Raw genomic sequence first — 23775 nt, forward strand, 5'->3', positions numbered from 1 at the left:
GAGTACCGCATGACCCTGTCCTTCGGCTATTGGCTGTTGGTGTACGCCGCCATCGCCATCATCGCGCTGATCGTGTTGATCGCCCGTTACCGACTCAATCCGTTCATTGTTATCACCCTGATTTCCATCGGTCTGGCGCTGGTGGCGGGGATGCCGCCGTCCGGCGTGGTCGGGGCTTATGAGGCCGGAGTCGGCAAGACCCTGGGGCATATCGCGCTGGTGGTGGCGCTGGGTACGATGCTCGGCAAGATGATGGCCGAGTCCGGCGGTGCCGAGCAGGTGGCGCGGACCTTGATCGACCGTTTCGGCGAGAAGAACGCGCATTGGGCGATGGTCTGTATCGCGTTCCTGGTGGGCCTGCCGCTGTTCTTCGAGGTCGGTTTCGTGTTGCTGGTGCCGATTGCGTTTACCGTGGCGCGGCGGGTCGGCGTGTCGATCCTGATGGTCGGTTTACCAATGGTTGCCGGGCTCTCGGTGGTGCACGCACTGGTACCGCCGCACCCGGCGGCAATGCTGGCGGTGCAGGTCTATCAGGCGTCGGTGGGGCAGACCTTGCTCTACGCAATTGCGATCGGCATTCCCACGGCGATCATCGCCGGTCCCCTGTACGCCAAATTCATCGTGCCGCGCATTCAGTTGCCGGCGGAAAACCCGCTGGAGCGCCAGTTCCTCGAACGTGAACCGCGTGACAGCCTGCCGGGGTTCGGCATCACCATGGCGACCATTCTGTTGCCGGTGGTGCTGATGTTGATCGGCGGTTGGGCCAACCTGATTTCTACACCGGGCACCGGTTTCAACCAGTTCCTGCTGTTCATCGGTAACTCAGTGATCGCACTGCTGCTGGCGACCTTGCTGAGCTTCTGGACCCTCGGCCTGGCCCAGGGTTTCAACCGCGAATCGATCCTCAAGTTCACCAACGAATGCCTGGCGCCGACTGCCAGCATCACCCTGTTGGTGGGCGCTGGTGGCGGCTTGAACCGGATTCTGGTGGATGCTGGTGTCACTGACCAGATCGTCGGCCTGGCCCACGAATTCCATCTGTCGCCGCTGTTGATGGGCTGGCTGTTCGCCGCGCTGATGCGCATCGCCACCGGTTCGGCCACAGTGGCCATGACCACCGCCTCGGGCGTGGTCGCGCCAGTAGCGATTGGCCTGGGTTATCCACATCCGGAGCTGTTGGTGCTGGCGACCGGCGCCGGCTCGGTGATTTTTTCCCACGTCAACGACGGCGGCTTCTGGTTGATCAAGGAATACTTCAACATGACGGTGGCCCAGACCTTCAAGACCTGGACCGTGCTTGAGACCCTGATCTCGCTCGTCGCCTTCGGCCTGACCGTTGGCCTTTCCTACCTGATTTAGCCCTGATTTAGCCGGAGTAGCCTGCCATGGACATCCTTTACCAGATTCGCGCCCGCCAGGATTCTTTCAGCGCCGGTGAAGGACGCATCGCCCGTCTGATGCTCGACGACGTAGGATTTGCCGCCTCCGCCAGCCTCGATGAGCTGGCGCAAAGGGCGGAAGTCAGTACCGCCACTTTGTCGCGTTTCGCTCGTACGGTCGGCTGCCGGGACTTGCGTGACCTGCGCCTGCAACTGGCCCAGGCCAGCGGTGTCGGCAGCCGGTTTCTCGACCCGGCGGGGACCCCAGAGCAGTCGGCATTCTATGGACAGATTGTGGGGGATATCGAATCGACCCTGCGCCAGCATCTGGCAGCGTTCGATGAGTCACGTTTCGCCGATGCGGTGAAACTGTTGGGCAAGGCGCGGATGATTCATGCCTTCGGCATGGGGGGCTGCTCGACCCTGTGCAGCGATGAGCTACAAGTGCGCCTGGTGCGGCTCGGCTACCCGATTGCGGTGTGCCATGACGCGGTGATGATGCGAATCACCGCCGCCAGCCTCAGTGCCGAGCACGTGGTCATCGTCTGCTCATTGACCGGCATCACCCCCGAGTTGCTCGAAACGGTGGAACTGGCCCGCAATTACGGCGCACGGATCCTGGCCATCACCCGCGGTGACTCGCCGCTGGCGCAACTGGCTGACATCGTGTTGCCACTGCAAAGTGCCGAAACCTCCTTCATCTACAAACCGACGGCGGCACGCTACGGCATGCTGCTCGCCATTGATGTGCTTGCCACCGAGCTGGCACTGGCCAATCCTGAAGACAATCAAGAGCGTCTGCGGCGGATCAAACTCGCCCTGGACGATTACCGCGGCGGCGACGATCACCTGCCGCTGGGAGACTGACATGCAGTACGACACGCTGATCCGCAACGCCCTGATCATCGATGGCAGCAACAGCCCCGGTTACCCCGCCGACGTGGCGCTACTCAACGGTCGCATCGAGCGCATCGGCGACTTGCGCGATGCCCGCGCCGCTGAAGAAATCGATGCGAAGGGTCACGTGCTGGCGCCTGGGTTCATCGACGTGCACACCCACGACGACACCGTGGTGATCCGCCAGCCGCAGATGCTGCCCAAGCTCAGTCAGGGCGTGACCACGGTGATCGTCGGCAACTGCGGGATCAGCGCCTCGCCGGTGAGTCTGCGCGGCGATCCGCCGGACCCGATGAACCTGCTCGGCACATCCGCTGCGTTTGTTTACCCTAAATTCAGCGATTACCGTGCCGCTGTCGAAGCGGCGAACACCACGCTGAACGTTGCCGCCCTGGTCGGTCATACCGCGTTGCGCAGCAATCACCTCGATGACCTGTATCGCACCGCCACGCCTGATGAAATCACCGGCATGCGTGAGCAACTGCGCGAAAGCCTGGAGGACGGGGCACTGGGCTTGTCCACCGGTCTTGCCTACGCCAGCGCCTTCTCGGCGTCCACCGATGAAGTCATGCAACTGACCGAAGAGCTCACGGCTTTCGGCGCGGTGTACACCACCCATTTGCGCAGCGAATTCGAACCGGTGCTGGAGGCCATGGACGAGGCGTTCCAAATCGGCCGCCACGCGAAATCCCCGGTGATCATTTCCCACCTCAAATGTGCCGGCGCCGGTAATTGGGGGCGCAGTCCGCAACTGCTGACATCGCTAGAAGAAGCGGCGAAAACCCACCCCGTGGGCTGCGATTGCTATCCCTATGCGGCAAGCTCCTCGACCCTGGACCTCAAGCAAGTCACCGATGCCCACCGCATCACCATCACCTGGTCCACGCCCCATCCGGAAATGGGTGGCCGCGACCTGATAGACATCGCCGCGCAATGGAACCTGTCCTTGCTCGATGCGGCCCGCCAACTGCAACCGGCCGGCGCGGTGTATTACGGGATGGACGAAGCCGATGTGCGAAGGATCCTCGCGCATCCGTTGTCGATGGTCGGCTCCGATGGCTTGCCGGAAGATCCGTTCCCACATCCACGGCTGTGGGGGGCATTCCCGCGAGTGCTCGGACATTTCAGCCGAGACGTAGGACTGTTTCCGCTGCACACCGCCGTGTACAAGATGACCGGGCTGTCGGCAGCGCGATTCGGCTTGAAGGGCAGGGGCGAGATCCGTGAAGGGCATTGGGCAGACCTGGTGTTGTTCGACCCGGCATCCATTCGTGATGTGGCCGACTTCAATGACCCGCAACGGGCAGCCGAAGGCATCGAAGGCGTGTGGGTCAACGGTGTGCTGAGTTACCGCGACGGTCAGGCGAACGGACGCAGGGAAGGGCGGTTTCTGGCGCGGGAAGGGGATTTGCGCGACGGCTTTCTGAGCGTTTTGGGGGGTGCGTCACAGTGATGGCATATTGAGATTAAAGAATGCCTGCACCAAGCCGATTCGCTGACGTACCGCCCGGCTACACTGTGGGCTACTTCTGTCTGGGAGCAACTCGATGAGCTTCGGCAAAACCACTCCGATCCTGCGGATCTTCGATGAAAACAAGGCGGTTGAGTTCTACGTCGACTTCCTTGGATTCAAGATCGACTGGCAGCACCGCTTCGAAGCCAACTTCCCGTTGTACCTGCAAGTGTCCCGTGGCGAATGTGTATTGCACCTGTCCGAACATCACGGCGACGCGACACCAGGCTCGGCCCTGCGCATCGAGACCGATGAACTGGAAGCCTTTCAGCAGCAGCTGCTGGCCAAGGATTATTCATTCTCCCGCCCGCAGATCCAGGCGATGCCGTGGGGCAGCCAGGACATGACCATCAGCGATCCGTTTGGCAATCGGTTGGTGTTTACCAATGCGATTAGCGTGTAAACGTTAGACCGCTTTCGCGAGCAGGCTCGCTCCCACAGGGTGTTCATTGAACCTGTGGGAGCGAGCCTGCTCGCGAATGGGCCTTTCATTCAATGCAGATTGAGCGTCAGACCCGGAAGTGACTCACCATCATCTGCAACTGATTCCCCAACCGCGCCAGTTCGACACTGGACTTGGCCGTCTCATCGCTGGCCGCAGCGGTCTGTTCCGAAACATCGCGCACATTGATGATGCTGCGGCTGATCTCTTCGGCCACGGCGCTTTGCTGCTCGGCTGCGGCGGCGATTTGCTGGTTCATCGACTGGATGTTGGACACCGTGCGGGTGATGCTTTCCAGTGACTCGCCGGCCTTGCGGGTCAGGGCCACGCTGCTGTCGGTGAGAACGCGGCTGTTGTTCATCACTGCCGAGACTTGTTGCGTGCCGTTTTGCAGACCGGCGACCAGGCCTTCGATTTCTTCGGTGGATTTTTGCGTGCGCTGGGCCAGGCCACGGACCTCGTCGGCCACCACGGCAAAGCCACGCCCGGCTTCACCGGCACGGGCGGCTTCGATGGCGGCGTTGAGCGCCAGCAGGTTGGTCTGTTCCGCCACTGCCTTGATCACGTCCATGACACTGCCGATCTTGTCGCTTTCCTGTTGCAGCACGCTCATGGCCTCAGTGGAACGCACCACTTCGCTGGCCAGGCGCTCGATCTGTGCAATCGCTTCGTTGACGACCTTGTCACCTTCGCGGGCTTCACCGTCGGCAGCGGCGGCGGCCTGCGAGGCCTGTTCGGCGTTGCGCGCAACTTCCTGAACCGTGGCCGTCATCTCGTGCATGGCAGTGGCCACCTGGTCGGTCTCGACCTTCTGGCTGTTGACCCCGGCGCTGGTTTGCTCGGTCACGGCCGACAGCTCTTCGGCGGCGCTGGCGATCTGGGTGACGCCGTCGCGGATACCGCTGATCAGGTCGCGCAGGGTCACGCCCATGCGTGCAATGCCTTGCTGCAATACACCGAGTTCGTCGCGGCGGGTCACCCTGACGTTATGGGACAAGTCACCGCTGGCGATGCGATCGACCACGGCCAGGGTATCGCGCAACGGGCCGGTGATCTGGCGGGTGATGAGGACGGCGGCAATGATGCCTACCAGCAGCGCCAGCAATGTGCTGACCAGTTGCAGGGTGCGCGCCTTGGCGCTTTCGGCATCGCGGCGGTCGAGCTGGATCTGATACAGCTGCTCGCTCAGGGAGACGATGGCAGCGCCCTCGTCGGTCATTTCCTTGCGCGCTTGCACCACATCGATGTTCGCGGTTTTGTAAGCCTGCAAGGCGTTGCGGTAGTTGCCCAGCGCGGTGACCAGTTTAGGCAGGGCGTCTGGTTGCACGTCGGCGAAATGCACGCTGAGCGGTTTCAGGCTGGCGATGGCGGCGTCCAGTTGGGTGACGGCTTTCTGCTCGGTCTCGGCGTTGGTGGAAGCGGTGTAGCCGCGCACTTCGTAGCGGGCCAGCAGGAACGCTTCCCGGGCGGCGGTGATGGCCTGGAACTGTTCGAAACGCTGATCGCCGGGCGGCAGTTGTTGCACACCGGTGTTCAAGGCGTTGATCAGCGTGTTGGCGGTTTCGGCATTGGCGGTCATGACATCCCGTGCGCTGTTGCCGGCGCGGTAGGCGCCACGCATTTTGTCCAGCGACGTCTTGTAGGCGTCGATGACGGCACCTTGCTCTTTGAGCAACTTGAGGTTTTCCGGGCTCTTGAATTTCACCAGCAGGGCCTGCTGTTGCGCGGAAAAGGCTTCCAGGCTGGTCTGGACGGTCTGGGCTGTGGTTTCGTCGCCGTTGGTCAGCATGTATTGCAGGCGAACCACACGCAGTTTGGTCAGCCCGGCATTGAGCTGGGTGATGTCGCTCATCCAGTTGCTGCGGTCAATCAAGCTGCCGAGGCTGGTCCAGCCGGTGAGGGCGAGGACGCAGGTCAGGGCCAGGACCAGGCCGAATCCCAGGCCCAGTTTCAGGTTCACGCTGATATTGCCGAACCAGCTATTCATCAAAATTCCTCCAGGAACGTGGTGCTTCTTTATCGTCGGTTGGCTGGAAGATTGTTGTTTTTAGGTGCCAGCAAGGTGTGTAGAAGGTCTGTATCGGCCGCGATCACCAGAGCTGAAAGGATTTTGTGGCCAGTTCTGTAACAAGACTTTTGCGTCTTTTGTGCGGCCCTTAAGCTTTTTTTCACAATCGTTTCACTGCCTGCCCACGCCCGTCTCTGTACCCTCAGCCCATCCAACGAAGTGGTGTATGCCGGCGAGGCGGCTTGATGTGGAATTGAGACTGAGTCTGTTCGGTATAAATCGCTCGATCGATCTGAGCCGTTTGGCCCGGCATCGCAAAGCAGTCGTGGTGCTGGCCTCGGCGCTGCTGGTGATCCCGTTGACCGTGTTCTTACTTCGTCCTGCCGCCGTGCCGGACCTGGCCCATGGCAACGTCGCCGGTGCCCGGGCGTTGCAGACAGGATGGGCCAAGGGTGACATCATTGTGCTGGTGCGCCATGTCGAGCGCTGCGATCACTCCCCGGCGCCTTGCCTGAGTGGCAACGACGGGATTACCGATCGCTCGCGCAGTGTGGCGGTGGACGTCGGCGCGCAGTTCGAACATTTGGGTATCGACAAGGCTGACATCTACAACAGCCCGATGATGCGCACGGCGCAGACCGCTGGTTTCATGTTCAACAAGGTCGGTGTGGGTGACGAGTGGTTGGTGAACTGCAAGGGCACCATGTTGCGCGACGCACTGGCGCACAAGGTCGCCGGGCGCAACCTGATCCTGGTGACCCATAGCGAATGCATGTCGGAACTGGAGAAAGACCTCAAGTTGCCGGCCTCGACCCTGGGGTACGGCGCTTCGCTGTTTATCGATGCCGAAACGCTGCAGAAGCCGCACATGCTCGGTTACATTGAAGCCTCGGACTGGCGTTCGATGACCTCTAAATAAATTCACTCTATGGATCAGGACACACGATTTTGACTTCCACCCGCTCCCGTTTTTACTGGATGAACTTCGGTATTCCGCTGGTCTGTGCCGCCGTAGTGTTCCTGATGTTCGACATGACAAAAATCGACATCGCCTTCAGCGATCTTTTTTTTGATCCGGTGACGCAGACCTTTCCGCTGGAACACGTACATCTGTTCGAAAAGATCACCCATAAATGGGCGCGGATCATCCCGAACTGGACCGGCGAAATTGCGATCATCGGTGCCTTGGTGTCGTTTCTGTGGCCGCGGCTGAAGGCGGAGAAACACACGAAGTTCATCGCGTTCCTGGAAAAAATCAGAGTCGCGCCCGTGCTGCGGTTTGCCACCAAACACCGGCGGGATTTTCTTTACGTGGTGTTCGCGTTTTCCATCTGTACCGGTGTCATCCATTACCTCAAGAGCCATACCAGCGTGTACTGCCCGATTGAAACGACGCAGTACGGGGGCAAAATCGAGCACAAGGAATGGTACGAGAATTTCGATTTGCTGAAGGAGGCCGGTGATGGCCGCTGCTGGCCCGGTGGGCATGCCTCCGGTGGCTTTACCATGTTGGCGCTGTACTTCGTCGCGCGCCGTTATCGCTGGCGTTATTCCAAGGCGCTGATGTACGGCTCGCTGGGGTTGGGTTTCGTGTATGGCACGACGCGGGTGCTGCAAGGCTGGCACTACATGTCCCACACCTTCTGGTCCGGAATCTTCGTGTGGTTGGCTTGTTTGCTGACGGCGCTGGCGTTTTATGGGCGGGCGCGGCTGGAGCAACCTGTGTTGAAAAAGCATGAAGGAACGCAGTTGGGGGCTCAGGCTGAGTCTGTGAACTGAAATATTTGTTGCATGGCGAAACCCGTCTCCTGAGTAAGGGGGCGGGTTTTTTGTTGTCTGGGATATCGCTTTCGCGAGCAGGCTCGCTCCCACAATGGATTGATGTCGTTCACGAAACCTGTGAATGACGATGTTCCTGTGGGAGCGAGCCTGCTCGCGAAGAACGATAACGCGGTCGTTCAGACTGAGTCCTGCGACTCACTGACCGACGAAGTAATATGCCTGCTGCCCCACCTTCATCGTCTTGAGCACCTTCAATGGTGCGACAGGTTCAGCATTGCCGGACAGGATCGCGACATGATCGGGCGATGCCCTCAGAAATTCATGAAGCTGCGCCTCGGTATCGAGCCCCTTGAGCAGGCTGCGGGTATAGAACACGCTGGCGCCGCCCACCCGTTCATTGGCCTGGAACAGCGCGACCTGTTGCCCATGGGCCTGCATCGACTGGATCTGTTCGATCAGGGGCAGGAAAGACAATTTGCGATCGGCATGGGGCAGCGCCCATTGCGCGGCCGCGAGGTAGCCACCGATGACCACGGTCAGCGTGCCGATGGCCAGGCCGTGGCGGTATCCGGCGAGGCGACCCAGCCAGGTCGAAGAGCCTTCCCGGGCCTTCAGGCGTTCGAACAGCACACTCGCGTATTCGGCCGCGATGACCGCAGCGGCGGGTGTCATCGACATCAGGTATACGGTGCGTTTGCTCGACGCCAACGTCAACATCACAAACTGCGCCAGTACCCACAGGGTGAAGAACAGCAAGTAACGGTTGGCCACCAGGCTTTTGCGAAAGTGCCACAGTCCCAGGTACACCAGAATGTTCCAGGGCAGAAATGCTTGCGGCAGTTTGGCCAGGTAGTAGTAGAACGGTTCGTAATGCCCGGCCTCGACGAAGGCGCCGCTGAACCGACCGACACTGTTGGTCAGCAACACGTCGGTCACCGCCTGGATGCCGTCGCGCCGATACAACACGGCGAGCCAGATCATCAGAGGCACCAGCCCCAGCAGCGTCAGTAGCCCTGGCCGCAACCAGTTCGCCAGCTTCACGCGTCTGTCCATCACGCTCTCGGCCAACAGGCACGCGAAGATCACCACTCCCGGCATGGCCAGGCCCAGTACGCCTTTGCTCAACGTGGCGACCGCGATGCCCGAGGCAAACAGCAAACCGTTGCCGACGCCCGCCTGACGTTGCCCGGCAAAAAACGCCAACAGGGCCATGCTCACGCCGAGGGCGAGCAGCGCATCCTCGCCGACACCGCGCACGTTGCTCCAGTAACTGGCCATGGTCGCCAGCAAAATGGCGGCGGTCCATGCAACGGTGACGGGCCGGCCATAGCGGCGCAGCATCCCGTACAGCAGCATCACGCTGAACAGCCCGGCAAACGCCGATGTCAGGCGCACGGCCCAGGGTGTGCCGCCCAATTCACGGATCGCGGCGGCATCGAGCCACAGGCTCAGGGGTGGTTTTTCCAGAAACGGTTCGCTGAACAGGCGGGGCGTCACCCAATCGTTTTCCAGCTGCATTTCCATGGCGATCCCGGCGACCCTGGGTTCGGTGGAGCCTTGTAACTGGTGATTGCCCAAGGCAAAGAAAAACAGCATCGCGGCAAGCAGCAAGAGCGAAGTGGCGGGGCGCGACATGGGCTTCTGGTGACCGAAGGAGGACCGGGAAAGCCCAGCATACGAGGCGATAACTTAACGAATCGTGAACGGCGAGTGAAACTTACGAAAGCTGTCGCGACCAGAGCTCGTCCGGGTTTTCGTAAACCTTGCTGACCAGCGCCGTCAGCACATGATCCTGCCAGCGCCCGGCAATGTTCAGGTACGCCTTGGCATACCCCTCGCGCTCGAAACCCAGGCGCTCCAGCAACCGCGCGCTGCGTTCGTTACCGGGGATGTAGTTGGCCATGATCCGGTGCAGGTTCATGGTTTCGAACATATAACCGATGCCCGCCTCGAGCGCTTCCTGCATCAGGCCCTGGCCCTGGCGGGATTGGCAAATGTGGTAGCCGAGATAGCACGCCTGAAAGGCCCCGCGAACGATACCGCTGAAATTGCACGCGCCGATCATCTGCTCGCTGTCGCGATCCAGCACCGCAAAATGCACCGCGTACCCTTCGTCGAAGGCCATTTCCTGCTGCGCCAGGCGCGAACGTATTTTTTCCGGGCTGTAGTAATCGTCCGGCCGAACCGGCGACCACGGTGCGAGATGTGCCTGGTTGCGTCGATAGAAATCGCTTTCCAGCACGGCCTGGCTGGGGCTCAGGATCGCCAGCGTCAGGCGTTTGCAGGGCAGGGTGAGGATCGTCATCTGGCGCTCCGGGCGCTATGCCCTATCGGTGGAGAGAGTGACGAGCAATCTACAGGCAAAAAAAAGCCCGCGGGAGGGCGGGCAAACCGTAGTTTCTTGAATGAGCGAGGCAAATGTACAGGGTGGGGCATTAAGGTGGGGTGAAGAAAAGTTCATGTCTCGGTCGATGAGCCAGGCTCAAGGCAAATGATCCGCCGCAAAGTCGGCGTCTGAACGTGCGCGTAACGTCCCCTTGCGGCAGGCTTGCTGGAAGCGTTCGAAGTCGCGTTCGTTCTGCTCGGTATAGCCTTGGGCATACGTGTAGAGCGCATCGGCCAGTGCGTCGCCTTTGCCGATGTAGCCGCTGATCACCGCGGCGTGCCCCGATGACTTGGCATGCGCGCGGGCCAATGCCCGCCCGCAAAGCCGCCCGTAGGCGGCAAAGGCTTCGCCATCGAAGGTTTCCAGTTCGGCCGAGATTTTCATGTCGCGCAATTGCCTTACATAAAAATGACGTCCGCTGGGGCCGGTGGTCCAACCGAGGAACAAATCACTGGCCGATTGCATGAGCCGCTGGCCATCGACGACGCGCTGGCCTTCATGTCGTACCCGTGACTTACGTTTAACGTAATTGGCCAGCACCGAGGGGCGTGCTTCCTTGAATTGCAGGAACAACGGGAAGTTCTGCCCGTCAGTCAGCAGGGCCACCAGGCAGCGGGTGCCGACGCTACCGACGCCCACCACTTTGAATGCCATGTCCTGAACCTCGAAGCGTGACAACAGTTCACGGCGATCGGCTTGCAGCGTGACGCGGTAATCGCGCATGAGTGTGTCGAACAGCGGTCGCCAGTCGGACAACCGCAGCCAGTCATCGTCGGCATCGAGCAGCGTGGTGCTGTTATGCAGGTGGAAGATTTCCGGCAGGTCATCGCGAATGATCAGGCGACCTTTGGCGTCGCGCTCGCTTATTTTGGGCAACAGTTCGGCGTGGGTGCGCCGCTCGGCTTTTTCGATGGCGCGCTGCACATGCTCCAGCGTGCTTTTGTTTGCCTGCTGCAGCAGATCGTCATAGCTGATGGATTCGTACCAGGTTTCCAGCGCGCTCTGTTCGGCGCACTCAAGCAGGGTCTTCTGATAGGCCCTCACCACTTCATGACAGATCGCTTCTTCAACCGAACCGCCATGACGCAGGTCGCGGGCGGCCACCAGAAAACTCGCGACCAGGCGTTTCAAATCCCACTCCCAAGGTCCGGGATGGGCTTCGTCAAAGTCGTTGACGCTGAACAGCAGATTGCGTTCGGGTGTGGCAAAGCCACCGAAATTCATCAGGTGACAGTCGCCGCAGATCGGCGACACCAGCCCCATGTCCGGTGTTCCCGCCAAGTCGTGTGCATGCAGCAATGCATTGCCCCGGTAAAAGGTAAACGGCGACACGAGCATGCGCCCGTAACGCAACTCGACCAGCGACTTGACCCGCCCCTGACTCGACGCCTTGATCAACGGAATCGGATCGCGATTGGCTTTTCCCAGCGAAGCCTGAGCGCTGCGCGGGCACTTCTTGCGCGCGTCCTTGCCTTGTTTGAAATCGTCTTTGAGGGAGGTCATGGGGGCTCATTTCGGCGGTTGTTTTAGGTGATTGCCGATTGAGTGTAGAAGGGCAGGGAGCAGGTGTGGTCAACGGCTGGCGAGGGACACGTGATAATCGTGGGCAACAAAAAAGCCGTAAAGCGTTGGCTTTACGGCTTTTTCGAGTCTTCCCGGGAAGACGAATTGGTGGAGCCGGGGGGATTTGAACCCCCGTCCGCCAGTACTCCGCTGTCGGTACTACATGCGTAGCCGTGTCTATTAAGTTAACCCTCAGCGACCCGACGGGCAGGGTGCTTTGGGCGAGTTGTGTAAGTTTTAGCCGCTTCGTCCACAACGTACTGCACGGCGATTCTGTTCTATATGACAATCATTTCGGGTTTACAGACATCCCCTAATGATTGCTGGACCCGAAGGTACCAGAAGCTCAGGATCTAAGGCTGCTTACGCAGCGATAGCGAATTCCTGGCCGTAGTTTTCGTCATTGGCAACTATAAGAAGTTGCAACAGTGGATTTACGAGTTCTGTTACCAACTCGGCATGCACCTAAAGTTTCGCAACCGGCGTCGAATCCTAAACGGCCCCGAACTCATTGCTCGTGAATCAAATGAGCAACAAGCCTGTACAGTCTACGTCAATGTGGCCCGGAAGGCCAACCCGAAGGTTGGCCTTGAGCCAAGAGTTACTTTCCGCCTTTGCTCGCGTTCTTGAGGTCCTGGATGGTTTGGTTGGTCTCGGCAATGCAATCATCAATACCTTGTTTGGTGCCTTTTGCCTGGTCGGCTTGGGCTTTCTCGACAGAGTCCGCTACCTGGTCAGTCATTTCGGGAGGAATCTGTGCCTTTGCGTTTTCGATGGTTTTCAGATTGAGCGCGCATTGATCTTTTTCGGCGGCAAACGAGGGGGAGGCCAGCATTGAGGCAGTAACGAACAGACCAAACAGTACAGAACGTTTCATGAGTATCTCCTTGAACTGAGTGGCCAGGCATCGCTGGCCATCAGGTCGGGCTGCCGAGTATTGGGAAAGGCCCGCATTGGCGGGACTTGATCGGTGGACTGCGGCGACACGTCAGGGTTCTGTTTTTCTGTGTTGATACCCGCAAGAAACTACTCAGCAGGCGCCTGAATGCGCCTTCCTTGAGGCCTTGTCATCAGGTCACCCTGGCCTGGGTAACGCGGTCCACCAGATAGACTAGCCCGTGGTAGTCGATTCCGCCGTGTTGTGTCAGGCCGATCTCACAAGTACGACTGGTGGATATTCCCTCGCTGCAATACTGCACCGCCTCCTTGAGTGTGCGCAGCGAATGGGCGTTCAACTGCGGCGTGGTGAAGCCCTTGTCGCCAGCGAAGCCGCAGCAGTGAATGCCTTCCGGAATGACCACGTTTTTGCTGCACTTGCGCGCCAGGTCGATCAGCGCCTGGCTTTCCCCCAGGTGTTGGGTGCTGCAGGTCACGTGTACGGCGATCGGTGCCTCCTGAGGTGTGAACTCCAGGCGATCCACCAGGTGCGTGCGGATGAATCGCACCGGGTCGTACAGGTCGAGGCGGGTTTCTCCCAGGTCTTGAATCAGGCGCAGGGTGCACGGGCTGGTGTCGCAGTAGATGGGGTCGAGGCCCCCTCGGCTGGCGTGGAGCAATGCGCCGATCAGCTCCTGGCGTTTGTGCTCGGCCTGTTCGGCGTAGCCCTTGGAGGCGAACGGCTGGCCGCAGCAAAGATTGTCCAGATTGTCCGGAAAGACTACTTGGTAACCGGCTTTTTCCAGCAGTCCGCGAGTTTTGTCGTACAGCGACATTTGTTCCTTGTCGCCGGCAGCCGGGCCCATGGCGCGTGAAACGCACGCGGCCAGGTATACCACTCGCGGTCGCTCGTCCGTCACGGGCGGGCTGAAGCGGATCGCCCGTTCAGGCTGCGGCATGGCGTTGGTCCACTGCGGGATTTGCCCTTTGGACAGTCGGGTCACGGCAGCGGAAAGCGTTGTCAGCCGCGGTGCCCCCAGCAACATCCGGGCACCGTTTGCCACATGCAGGGTCAGTCGCGCGCCCTGCAGCGCCGTGGCGAAATTTCCTTCGATCCAGTTGGCGGTTTTCGTATGGGTTGCGTGCTGGCCGCGAAGCTTTTTCACCAGCTCGCCGGTGTTAATTCCTACCGGGCAGCGTTGAGCACAAAGACCCGTCGCGGCACAGGTTTCGATGCCCTGGTATTCGTAGGCGGCTTCAAGTTCCCGGGTATCGACCCCGGCGCGTTTTTTCGCCTGGATGTCCCGCCAGATCACGATGCGCTGGCGCGGGCTCAGGGTCAGGCCTTTCGATGGGCAGACCGGCTCGCAGAAGCCGCACTCGATGCACTTATCCACAATCTCGTCGGCGGCCGGCAAAGGTTTGAGGTGCTTGAGGTGGATCTGTGGATCCTCACTGAGGACCACGTCCGGGTTGAGGATGCCGTTGGGATCGAGCAGGCGTTTGAGTTGCCACATCAATTGGTAGGCGTCGCTGCCCCATTCCAGTTCGACGAAAGGCGCCATGTTGCGCCCCGTGCCGTGTTCAGCCTTGAGCGAACCGCCAAACTCCACGGCCACCAACTGTGCCACGTCGTCCATGAACGCCTGGTAGCGTGCGATTTCTTCCGCGCTGTTGAAGCCTTGGGTGAAGACGAAATGCAGATTGCCTTCCAGGGCGTGTCCGAAAAGAATCGCTTCGTCATAGTGATGTTTGTCGAACAACTCGATCAGGCGATTCACGCCGATGGCCAGTTGTTCCACCGGGAAGGTCACGTCCTCGATGATCACCGTGGTGCCGGTCTTGCGCACTGCGCCGACGGCGGGGAAGGTGTCCTTGCGGATCGCCCAGAGGCGGGCGTTTTCCGTTGGGTCTTCAGTGAAGTCGACTTGTTTCTCCACCGGGAACGAAGCCAGTGACGCCATGATCTGCGCCAGTTGTTCCTGTAGCAACGTAGACGATGCCGCGCGGGATTCGATCAGCAAGGCGCAGGCATTGTTCGACAGGTGCTGTACGAAAGCGGGCATTCCGGGTTTGTTCTGCACCGAGCGCAGGCTGCGGCGGTCCAGCAGTTCCACGGCTGACACCGGCTGGCTTTTCAGCACGGTGACTGCATTGCAGCAAGTTTCCACGTTCGGGAAGACGATCAGCGCCGAGGCCTTGTTCGGATGGTCGATCACCGTGTCGTAGGTCACTGCGCTGATGAAGCCGAGGGTGCCTTCGGAGCCCACCAGCAAGTGGCTCAAGATATCCACAGGCTCGTCGTAATCCACCAGGGCGTTGAGTGACAGGCCGGTGGTATTTTTCAGACGGTACTTGTGGCGAATTTTTGCAGCGAGTTCGGTGTTGGCGCGTGTTTCGCGACCCAGTGTCGCCAGGCGTTCCAGCAGCGATGCATGGCTTTGCCGAAACGCAGAGACACTGGCGGCATCTTCGGTATCGAGACGGCTGCCATCGGCCAGTACCAGACGAATCCCGGCCAGGGTGTGATAGGTGTTCTGCGCGGTGCCGCAGCACATGCCGCTGGCATTGTTGGCGACGATGCCGCCGATTTTGCAGGCGTTGATCGATGCCGGGTCCGGGCCGATCTTGCGCCCGAACGGTGCCAGCCAGGCATTGGCCTGGGCGCCGATCACGCCCGGTTGCAGGCGGATTTGCATGCCCTGGCCTCGGATCTCGCGACCGTTCCAGTTATCCCCAAGGACGATCAACACCGAATCGCTGATGGCCTGGCCGGACAGGCTGGTGCCGGCGGCGCGGAAGGTCACCGGAACCTGATCGCGTTGCGCCAGTTGCAGCAGCGCCACCACTTCATCTTCGGACTCGACACGGATCACCAGTTGCGGAATCAGGCGATAGAAACTGGCGTCGGTCCCGAACGCCAAAGTCGACAACGGGTCGTCGAAGCGACGTTCCCGGGGGATCAGTTGCTGCGCATCGCGCAAGAAAGCGGCCGGTAGACTCATTGGTCCTCCAGGATCAACACCACCAAATCCTTCGGGCCATGGGCGCCGTAGGCCAGCACCTGCTCGATGTCGGCAGTCTTCGACGGACCGGACACCAGCAAAGCGTTGGTCGGCATGCCCTGGGCCCATTCGTATTCCTGCTGCACCTGATAGAAGTTATCGCGGATTTCGCTGGCCTTGAGCAAAGCGAAATGCACCGGTGGCGCCAGGCTCATCAAGCGCGGTTCTTCCCGTGTTGGCCAGAGAATCAGGCTACCGGTCGCCGCGATTGCGCCCAGGGTAGAGGTCAGGCTGGCCGGGGTGTCATTGAACAGCTCGGCTTTCCATTCTTCTACCGGACGGTCGTAGGCCTTGAGTGTCGGCAGGTTCGGATTTTTCGCCCAGTGCCGAGTGACGCATTGACCGTGAGGTGTCGTCGGTGCGATCAACAGGCTCGGCAGCTGACGATCCAGCAGCAGTTTCGCCAGCAAGGCCGGCCAGTCTTCACCCGAAGTCAGATGGATTTCCGTGTGCACCGCTTCCATCAGTTTGCGTAGTTGCGGGATGCGTTGTTCTGCGGTGTAGGTGTAAGGCTCGGTGACCAAATCGACATCGAAGTTGTCGGCCACGGGTGTAGTGCCTGTCAGACTTTTACGCAATTTGCCGAGGATATTTTGCTTGGCGCTCATCAACGATCTCCCTGTTTGGCCAGATGCTCGCGAGCCATGTCATGCAGTGAGCGGGCGGCGGGTTTCGGCGCGCTGTGGTTCTGTGTCCATGGGCCGACATTACTTGGCGTGAGTGCGCGCAGGCGCGTGGCGAAGAAACCGAACAGGCGATACAGCATCGGTGAGCTGTTGAGCCTGGCCCAGGCATTCCAGATGAACCGTTCCTTGCGCGAGTACTTGCTGCCCTGGCCGCGCATCGCTTGATGCGGGCTATCGGGTGCCTTGACGTTCTCTTCGCGCAGACGCCGCAGCAGGGAAGGGATCGGAATCTTGACCGGGCACACTTCGCCGCAGGCACCGCACAGCGAAGAGGCGCTTGGGTGGTCAGGGACTTTCGCCAGGCCGACCATGTGCGGGGTGATGATTTTTCCGATAGGGCCGGGGTAGACCTCGCCGTAGGCATGGCCACCGATTCGGGTGTAGACCGGGCAATGATTCATACAGGCGCCGCAGCGGATGCAGTTCAGGGTCTGGCGCAATTCGCTGTCGGCAAACGCCTGGCTGCGACCGTTGTCCAGCAGCACCAGATGCACTTCTTGCGGGCCGTCGAGTTCATGTTCCTTGCGCGGGCCGGAGATCATGTTGACGTAGGTGGTGATCGGGATGCCCAGGGCCGAACGGGTCAGCAACGACAACAGCGGAACCACGTCGCGCAGGTTTTCCACGACTTTTTCGATACCGGTGACGGCAATGTGCACCGGTGGCACTGTGGTCGTCATGCGACCGTTGCCTTCGTTTTCCACCAGCAGCAGGGTGCCGGTTTCGGCCACGGCGAAGTTGACGCCGGAGACGCCGATGTCCGCTTCGAAAAATTTCTGCCGCAGGACCCTGCGACCGATCTGAATGAGTTGGTCAACGTCCTTGGTGTATTCCACGCCAAGTTTGTCGTGGAACAAGGACGCGACCTGGCCGGCGTTCTTGTGGATCGCCGGCATAATGATGTGTGAAGGCTTCTCGTGGTCGAGCTGGACGATGTACTCGCCCATGTCCGATTCCAGGCATTCAATGCCCTGTTCAGCGAGGACATGGTTCATCTCCATCTCTTCGCTGACCATCGATTTGCCCTTGATCACTTGCCGCCCCTCGTGAGCGCGGATGATCGAGAGGACGATGCCATTGGCTTCGTCCACCGTTTCCGCCCAGTGCACTGTCACACCGTTGCGGGTCAGGTTCTGTTCCAGTTGCTCAAGCAGGTCGGGCAACTTCGATAACGCACGGGCGCGGACAGCATTGCCCAGTGCTCGCAGATGTTCTCTTTCATGGGCATCGCTGAAAGCCGTTGCCCGTTTTGTCATCAGTGAATCCATCGCCTTGCGAAAGTTGTTTCGCAATTGCGCATCACCCAGCGCCTCGTGAGCTCGGGTGCGAAAATCTTCTTCTACGGCGACCGTAGGAATAATCGCGGAAGCGTTCATTGTGCGCCTCCGGTTCTTTCCCAGAGAAAGCTGGCCAGGTGTTGGCCGCGCAACGCTTCCTTCTGTTTCTCCAGCGAACCGTTGATGTTCATCAGGCAACCGCAATCGGCACTCAATACCTTGTGCGCGCCGGATTCCTTCAACGATCGGGTCTTGTCAGCCACCATCGCCCCGGAAATGTCCGGCATACGGACGCTGAATGTCCCACCGAAGCCACAGCACTCACTTTCGTGATCGTGATTGACCCGTTCCACATTGCTCAGCTGCGACAACAGCTCGCGCCCGTGCAGGTGGGTGTTCATTTCACGGCGTGCCGAACACGACGTGTGCAACGCCACTTTCACCGGTTCCCCGCTGTCCTTGAGCTGTACCTTGCAGACAAACAGCAAGAACTCGGCGAGTTCATAGGTCCTGGCAGCCAGTGCTTGAACCTGTTTCAACATGTGCGGCTCGTCCTTGAACAAATCGGCATAGTGCTCGCGCAACATGCCGGCGCAGGAACCGGAGGGCACCACCACCGGATAATCCCCGGCGAACAGCGCCAGTTGCGAGCGCGCGACGGTCCTGGCCTGTTCGGTGTAACCCGAGGTGTAGGCCGGTTGTCCGCAGCAGCTTTGCCCTTGCGGGTACTCGACACGGATGCCTTCGCGCTCCAGCAAGTGGATCGCATCCATTCCGGCTTCCGGGTAGAACAAATCCACTACGCAGGTCCCGAACAGGTACACCCGTTGCGGTTTCTCGCTGGGGTATTGCCGAGGCTCGGGCAGTGGCGGGGCGACGCGGGTCGCATTCGGCACGGCGTTGTAAAAAAGCTCGCTCATCAGGCGTGTCTCTCGGCCGGTTGTCCGTCCGTTGAGGCTGCTGACTATAGCGATGCACGCTTTCAGCAGCCTTACAGACCAGGTGTGAATTGCTGACGCCGAAGTGGTGGTCCGGCGTCGGTTTTTTCAGATTGGCTGTAGGACTCAGTGCACCAGCATGCCGGTGAACCAGTAGGCCTGAGCCAGGGTGATCAGGCCGACGATGGTGGCGAAGAACAGGCTGTGCTTGAGCGTGAAGCGGAACAGATCCGATTCCTTGCCCACCAGGCCGGTCGCGGCGCAGGCCACGGCGATCGATTGTGGCGAGATCATCTTGCCGGTCACCCCGCCGCTGGTATTCGCCGCCACCAGCAAGGTGTCATTGACACCGATCTGGTGCGCAGTCGTCGCTTGCAACGAACTGAACAGTGCATTGGACGAGGTATCAGAGCCGGTCAGGAACACGCCCAGCCAACCGAGGAACGGCGAGAAGAACGGGAAAGCTGCGCCGGTGGCTGCCAACACCAGGGCCATGGTCGAGGACATGCCCGAGTAGTTGGTGACGAAGGCGAAGGCCAGCACCATGCCGATGGACAGAATCGGCCAGCGCAGTTCGTAGAAGGTTTCTTTTAAAGTGGTCAGACCAGTTTTTATGTTGATCTTCAGGATCAGCATCGAGATCAGCGCCGAGAAGAAAATCGCCGTACCGGTCGCGGAAATCGGATCAAGCTTGAACACCGCCGGAATGGCAGTCGGTGCGGCAACAATCGGCGCAACCTTGATCACCATCTGGTCCAGATGCGGTATGGCGAAGTTGAACACCCAGCTGTACATCGAACCGCCGGCGGCAAACATCGCCTTGAATGGTTTCAGGGTCCAGATAGTGACCAGCACGGTGAGGATCAGGAACGGCGACCAGGCCTTGAAAATTTCCCCCAGGCTGTAGGGCGAAGCCACGGTGCTGCGCTTCTGGCCGAAGCCACCGGCGCTGGCACTCACGACGGAAGCGGAGACGGCACCGACGATGTGTTGGCCGGCGGCACGTTTCGGCTGCCAGATTTTCAGGAACAGCGTCAGGGAAACCAGGCTGACGAGGGCCGACGTGATGTCAGGCAGTTCCGGGCCAATGAAGTTCGAGGTGAAGTACTGGGTCACGGCAAAGCTCAAGCCGGCCACCAGTGCGGCGGGCCATGTCTCGCGGACGCCACGCAGGCCATCCATCATGAACACCAGCCAGAACGGTACGAATAGCGACAGCAGCGGCAGCTGGCGGCCGGCCATGGCGCCGATCTTGAACGCGTCGATACCGGTCACCTGCCCGGCCACGATGATCGGAATGCCCAGGGCGCCGAACGCGACGGGGGCCGTGTTCGCGATCAGGCACAAGCCGGCGGCGTACAGCGGGTTGAAGCCCAGCCCTACCAGCAGTGCGGCGGTAATCGCCACCGGCGCACCGAAGCCGGCTGCACCTTCGAGGAAGGCGCCGAAGCAAAAGCCGATCAGCAGCACTTGCAGGCGCTGGTCGTCGGTAATCGACAGCACTGAGCTGCGGATCACTTCGAACTGGCCACTCTTGACCGTCAGCTTGTAGAGGAACACGGCCGCCACGATGATCCAGGCAATCGGCCACAAGCCATAGGCGAAGCCATATCCGGCGGCAGCGAATGCCATGTCCACCGGCATCTGGAAGGCAAAGATTGCCACCAAAATCGACAAGGCCAGTGTGATGCTGCCGGCCACGTGCCCTTTCAGGCGGAACACGGCCAGGGCCAGAAAGAAAAACACGATGGGAATGACGGCTGCGAGCGCGGATAAACCGAGGCTGCCGAGAGGGCTGTAGAGCTGTTGCCAGGTTTGCATATGGGGTGGCCCCTAATTGTTGTTGGTCAGGCACTGATCAGCGTTCTTGGATAATTGGTAATACCAATTTACAATCGCTGTTGGCTAGGGTAAAAGCCTTGTAGGCGGTGTGTCAATTTGCCGCCCTAAAACTTTTGTCGAATGCGTGATCCATTAGAGCATCCGGGGCGCACGGGTAATTGCTTACCGACAGGTGCCGACGCGCGGCGAATGGGCCAGAATAGAGCCCCGGCGAGCCGTCGGGTCGTGGAGAAATCGAGTTATGGGCTTTGATCAGATTCGTCAGCGCCGTTTGTCTGACGATATTGTCGAGCAGCTGGAGGGCATGATCCTCGAGGGCACGCTGAAGGCGGGTGAACGCCTGCCGGCGGAGCGGGCATTGGCCGAGCAGTTCGGTGTATCGCGTCCTTCGTTGCGCGAAGCGATTCAGAAACTGGTTGCCAAGGGTTTGCTGGTCAGTCGCCAGGGCGGCGGTAATTATGTGGTGGAATCGCTGGGCACGACCTTCAGCGATCCACTGCTGCAATTGCTGGAAAGCAATCCCGAGGCCCAGCGTGATCTGCTGGAATTTCGGCACACGCTGGAAGCGTCCTGCGCTTATTACGCTGCATTGCGCGCCACGGATGTTGATCGCGAGCGACTGACCGCGGCGTTCAACGAATTGCAGGACTGTTACTCACGGCACGATGAAGTCAGTCGGGCGGAAGAGGGCGCGGCGGATGCGAAATTCCATCTGGCGATTGCCGAAGCCAGTCACAACGCGGTGCTACTGCACACCATTCGTGGCTTGTTCGACCTGCTCAAGCGCAATGTGGTGACCAACATTGGCGGCATGTACAAGCAGCGTACTGAAACCCGCGACATGCTGATCACGCAGCACCGGGAATTGTATCTGGCGATTATCGAGGGCCGGGCGGAGGAGGCGCGGGAAGTCTCCAGCCGTCACATCCTGTATGTGCAGGAAGTGCTGGAAGAGGTGCGTCAGGAAGTGCAGCGCATGGCCCGGGCGGAGCGGCGCAAGGGGATGTAGTCAGTTTGAGTTGCGTTGAAGCATTCGCGGGCAAGCCTCGCTCCTACAGACGGGCGCATCTGTGGGGGCGAGGCTTGCCCGCGAAGAGGTAAGAAGAGACGTTAGTCCTCTTTGCCCTTGTTCCGCACCGCGCGCTGCAACTCGCGGCCGGCGTCGCGTTCGCGCTCGGTATCTCGCTTGTCGTATTCCTTCTTGCCCTTGCCCAGAGCGATCTCGCACTTGACCATGTGCTTGCTCCAGTACCAGGACAGGCAGACGCAGGCGTAACCCTTCTGCTGTACGGCGGCGGCCAGCTTTTCCAGCTCGCGCCGGTTGAGCAGCAATTTTCGGGTGCGGGTCGGATCGGCAATGACGTGGGTACTGGCCGTCGTCAGCGGCGTGATGTGGCTGCCGAGCAGCCAGGCTTCGCCGTCCTTGAGCAGTACATAACTGTCAACCAGTTGCAGCTTGCTTGCCCGCAAACTTTTTACTTCCCAGCCGGCCAGGACCAGACCAGCCTCGAACCGATGCTCGATGAAGTAATCGTGTCGCGCCTTTTTATTTTGCGCGATGGTCCCTGTGGGGTGTTTCTTCTGTTTAGCCATAGGGGCGGCATTATAGGGAGTTGCAAGCGAGTCGGCTACGGTGATGCTGCGTGCTTGAGCAGGTTGATTGAATCCCGGACAATGCGCGCTCTTTTTTGAACGCTTGGTCGTAATATCGATGTCGACAGACAAGGTTTCTGTCCACGGCAGTTGGGCTAGCCGCTGGGTTTTCATACTCGCCGCGACCGGTTCGGCCGTGGGGCTGGGCAGCATCTGGAAGTTCCCTTATATGGTCGGCGTCTATGGCGGCGGCGCTTTTGTGCTGATGTTTCTGGCGTGTATCGCACTGATCGGCATTCCGGTCATGTTGGCGGAAACCTTGATCGGTCGGCGTGCCAGGCAAAGTCCGGCCAACGCCTTGAAAGTGTTGGCGCTGGAAGCCGGACATTCGGCCAAATGGTCCTGGGGCGCCTTTGCCGGGATGATCACGGCGTTACTGATCCTGTCTTTCTACAGTGTGGTCGGCGGCTGGTCGCTCGATTACATCATCGATATGGGGCGTGGCGACTTCCAGGGTGCGACACCGGAGCAGGTGGGGGCGTACTTTGGCAGTGTCATTGCCGACCCGTGGCGCCTGACACTTTGGCACACGATTTTCATGCTGCTGTCGGTGGTTGTGATCGCCAAGGGGGTGGTCGCCGGGCTTGAGCGCAGCCTGCGAGTCATGATGCCGATGCTGTTCGTGATGGTGATTGTGTTGCTGGGCTACAGCATGACCACCGGATATTTCATGGAGGGCGTGCATTTCATGTTCGACTTCCATCCGGAAAAAGTCCTCGACGGCTTATTGCCGGCCATGGGGCACGCGTTCTTTTCCCTGAGCGTGGGCGTGGGGTCGATCATGATCTACGGTGCCTACATGCCGAAGAACTCGTCGATTTCCGGGACCATCGTCGGTGTGGCGCTGCTCGATACTTTTGTTTCCCTGGTGGCCGGCCTGGCATTGTTTCCGATTGTGTTCGCTGCGGGTCTGAACCCGAGCGAAGGGCCTGGGCTGATGTTTGTGAGCCTGCCGTTTGCCTTCGGTAACGTAGCATTCGGTCAGTTGATGGGCGTAGTGTTCTTCGTGCTGGTAGCGATTGCAGCCTGGAGTTCGGCGATCTCGCTGCTCGAGCCGATGGTGGCTTACCTGGTCGAGCGGACAAAAATCAGGCGCGCCTGGGTGACCTTCTGGCTGGCATTCACCTGTTGGTTTGTTGGTCTGGGCACGGTGTTTTCCTTCAATATCTGGAAGCAGGCCAGGTTTTTCGTGAGCGAAGGCGGTTTGTTCCACCTCTATCAATGGGGTGCTACGGGCGGGCTGGATTTCTTCGGTGTGATCGATTTCTTTACCTCGCGGATCATGTTGCCACTCGGTGGTTTGTGTTTCGTGGTGTTTGCGGGCTGGGTGATGAGGCGGGAAGCGGTGCACGACGAACTGTCGATCCGTCATCCTGCGTTGTTCGCCCTGTCTTTGTTCTTGATGCGCTATGTGGCGCCCATCGGCATTCTTGTAGTGTTTGCCGCCCAGCTGTGGAAGTGACGCTGA

At 59.9% G+C, this 23775-nt stretch carries 19 protein-coding genes, 1 other RNA gene and 1 pseudogene; 8 read left to right on the top strand and 13 right to left on the bottom strand.

Annotation, left to right across the window (positions count from 1 at the left end; translation table 11 throughout):
- The first annotated feature begins 9 nt into the window (after positions 1–9).
- The 4 genes from BJ917_RS23850 to BJ917_RS23865 all read left to right on the top strand — a co-directional run bounded on the left by BJ917_RS23850 (position 10) and on the right by BJ917_RS23865 (position 4192).
- Positions 10–1359, top strand: coding sequence for a gluconate:H+ symporter (locus BJ917_RS23850; protein WP_121104902.1), 1350 nt, complete (start codon positions 10–12; stop codon positions 1357–1359).
- A 26-nt stretch (positions 1360–1385) separates the two neighbouring features.
- Complete coding sequence (locus BJ917_RS23855) at positions 1386–2246, top strand: MurR/RpiR family transcriptional regulator (protein WP_096513538.1); 861 nt, start codon at positions 1386–1388, stop codon at positions 2244–2246.
- Between the two features lies 1 nt (position 2247).
- Positions 2248–3729, top strand: a complete 1482-nt coding sequence (locus tag BJ917_RS23860; protein ID WP_121104904.1) for an amidohydrolase family protein — start codon at positions 2248–2250, stop codon at positions 3727–3729.
- Between the two features lie 94 nt (positions 3730–3823).
- Complete coding sequence (locus tag BJ917_RS23865; RefSeq protein ID WP_096513536.1) at positions 3824–4192, top strand: glyoxalase superfamily protein; 369 nt, start codon at positions 3824–3826, stop codon at positions 4190–4192.
- A 106-nt stretch (positions 4193–4298) separates the two neighbouring features.
- Here BJ917_RS23865 and BJ917_RS32860 read toward each other — a convergent pair whose 3' ends face one another.
- Positions 4299–5162 (bottom strand): methyl-accepting chemotaxis protein, encoded by an 864-nt coding sequence (locus BJ917_RS32860; protein WP_372237759.1) that lies wholly within the window; start codon positions 5160–5162, stop codon positions 4299–4301.
- Positions 5157–6218, bottom strand: a pseudogene (locus tag BJ917_RS32865) (methyl-accepting chemotaxis protein); the annotation flags it as partial. The gene BJ917_RS32860 and the pseudogene BJ917_RS32865, both read right to left, overlap by 6 nt.
- 268 nt (positions 6219–6486) lie before the next feature.
- Between BJ917_RS32865 and BJ917_RS23875 the strand changes: the two are divergent.
- Entirely contained in the window at positions 6487–7158 is a 672-nt protein-coding gene (locus BJ917_RS23875) for a histidine phosphatase family protein (protein ID WP_096515575.1), read from the top strand.
- 26 nt (positions 7159–7184) lie between these two features.
- Complete coding sequence (locus tag BJ917_RS23880; protein WP_096513534.1) at positions 7185–8018, top strand: phosphatase PAP2 family protein; 834 nt, start codon at positions 7185–7187, stop codon at positions 8016–8018.
- A 198-nt stretch (positions 8019–8216) separates the two neighbouring features.
- Here the strand turns inward: BJ917_RS23880 and BJ917_RS23885 are convergent, their stop codons facing one another.
- The 10 genes from BJ917_RS23885 to BJ917_RS23930 all read right to left on the bottom strand — a co-directional run bounded on the left by BJ917_RS23885 (position 8217) and on the right by BJ917_RS23930 (position 20633).
- The gene (locus tag BJ917_RS23885; RefSeq protein ID WP_121104908.1) at positions 8217–9656 is read right to left on the bottom strand and encodes a glycosyltransferase family 39 protein; all 1440 of its coding nucleotides are present in this window, start codon (positions 9654–9656) and stop codon (positions 8217–8219) included.
- A gap of 82 nt (positions 9657–9738) precedes the next feature.
- The gene (rimJ, locus tag BJ917_RS23890; RefSeq protein ID WP_096513532.1) at positions 9739–10326 is read right to left on the bottom strand and encodes a ribosomal protein S5-alanine N-acetyltransferase; all 588 of its coding nucleotides are present in this window, start codon (positions 10324–10326) and stop codon (positions 9739–9741) included.
- Between the two features lie 177 nt (positions 10327–10503).
- Positions 10504–11910 (bottom strand): DUF2252 domain-containing protein, encoded by a 1407-nt coding sequence (locus tag BJ917_RS23895; protein WP_121104910.1) that lies wholly within the window; start codon positions 11908–11910, stop codon positions 10504–10506.
- 166 nt (positions 11911–12076) lie between these two features.
- Positions 12077–12474, bottom strand: a transfer-messenger RNA (tmRNA) gene (ssrA, locus tag BJ917_RS23900).
- Positions 12475–12571: 97 nt separating this feature from the next.
- A complete protein-coding gene (locus BJ917_RS23905; protein ID WP_096513530.1) occupies positions 12572–12847 on the bottom strand; it encodes a hypothetical protein in 276 nt (91 codons plus the stop codon).
- Positions 12848–13040: 193 nt separating this feature from the next.
- On the bottom strand, positions 13041–15851 hold the full coding sequence (locus BJ917_RS23910) for an FAD-binding and (Fe-S)-binding domain-containing protein (RefSeq protein ID WP_121104912.1): 2811 nt from the start codon (positions 15849–15851) through the stop codon (positions 13041–13043).
- Positions 15848–16519, bottom strand: coding sequence for a lactate utilization protein (locus BJ917_RS23915; protein WP_121104914.1), 672 nt, complete (start codon positions 16517–16519; stop codon positions 15848–15850). Before BJ917_RS23915 ends, BJ917_RS23910 begins: the two co-directional genes overlap by 4 nt.
- The gene (locus BJ917_RS23920) at positions 16519–17973 is read right to left on the bottom strand and encodes a LutB/LldF family L-lactate oxidation iron-sulfur protein (protein WP_121104916.1); all 1455 of its coding nucleotides are present in this window, start codon (positions 17971–17973) and stop codon (positions 16519–16521) included. Before BJ917_RS23920 ends, BJ917_RS23915 begins: the two co-directional genes overlap by 1 nt.
- The gene (locus tag BJ917_RS23925) at positions 17970–18794 is read right to left on the bottom strand and encodes a (Fe-S)-binding protein (RefSeq protein ID WP_121104918.1); all 825 of its coding nucleotides are present in this window, start codon (positions 18792–18794) and stop codon (positions 17970–17972) included. Before BJ917_RS23925 ends, BJ917_RS23920 begins: the two co-directional genes overlap by 4 nt.
- A gap of 144 nt (positions 18795–18938) precedes the next feature.
- Positions 18939–20633, bottom strand: coding sequence for a lactate permease LctP family transporter (locus BJ917_RS23930; RefSeq protein WP_096513525.1), 1695 nt, complete (start codon positions 20631–20633; stop codon positions 18939–18941).
- 262 nt (positions 20634–20895) lie between these two features.
- Between BJ917_RS23930 and BJ917_RS23935 the strand changes: the two genes are divergently transcribed.
- The gene (locus BJ917_RS23935; RefSeq protein WP_096513524.1) at positions 20896–21663 is read left to right on the top strand and encodes a GntR family transcriptional regulator; all 768 of its coding nucleotides are present in this window, start codon (positions 20896–20898) and stop codon (positions 21661–21663) included.
- Between the two features lie 101 nt (positions 21664–21764).
- Here the strand turns inward: BJ917_RS23935 and smpB are convergent, their stop codons facing one another.
- Positions 21765–22247, bottom strand: a complete 483-nt coding sequence (gene smpB / locus BJ917_RS23940; RefSeq protein ID WP_018929470.1) for an SsrA-binding protein SmpB — start codon at positions 22245–22247, stop codon at positions 21765–21767.
- Positions 22248–22365: 118 nt separating this feature from the next.
- Here smpB and BJ917_RS23945 point away from each other — a divergent pair, with 118 nt between their 5' ends.
- On the top strand, positions 22366–23769 hold the full coding sequence (locus BJ917_RS23945) for a sodium-dependent transporter (protein WP_121104920.1): 1404 nt from the start codon (positions 22366–22368) through the stop codon (positions 23767–23769).
- Positions 23770–23775: the final 6 nt, after the last annotated feature.

It is taken from the genome of Pseudomonas sp. WPR_5_2 (genome assembly GCF_003634475.1).
In the GTDB taxonomy this organism is placed as follows: Bacteria; Pseudomonadota; Gammaproteobacteria; order Pseudomonadales; family Pseudomonadaceae; genus Aquipseudomonas; species Aquipseudomonas izuensis.